The 323-nt window shown below is 39.4% G+C and carries 1 pseudogene; it reads right to left on the minus strand.

Annotated features, from left to right (window positions below):
• Nucleotides 1–323 (minus strand): annotated as a pseudogene (locus JR005_RS14520) (glucose-6-phosphate isomerase); the annotation flags it as partial.

Below are 323 nucleotides of genomic sequence, written 5' to 3' on the forward strand. Positions count from 1 at the left end.
TTTTAGYGCAATCGGTAAACCAATGCATGACCATAAGGAATATCGACCACCGACCCAATCCCACAGTAATAACTGATTGTCAGGATGAATTCCCCATTCTGTCATTTTTTCAGGTTTAGTTGACACCCCAATAAAATGACTTTTTAAGACACAATGACGATCGCCTAGGGACTTTTCCAGCCATAAACGCGCCGTTTCAGCATTAGATAGAGTATCAATCGTTCCAAAAGACTTGGATGAAATAATAAATAGCGTGGTTTCTGGGCGTAATTGATGTAATAAATCAGACAACTGACTTCCATCCATCGTCGAAACAAAATGTA

Origin of the sequence: Acinetobacter sp. Colony158 (assembly GCF_019264745.1) — a bacterium.
Classification (GTDB): domain Bacteria; phylum Pseudomonadota; class Gammaproteobacteria; order Pseudomonadales; family Moraxellaceae; genus Acinetobacter; species Acinetobacter ursingii.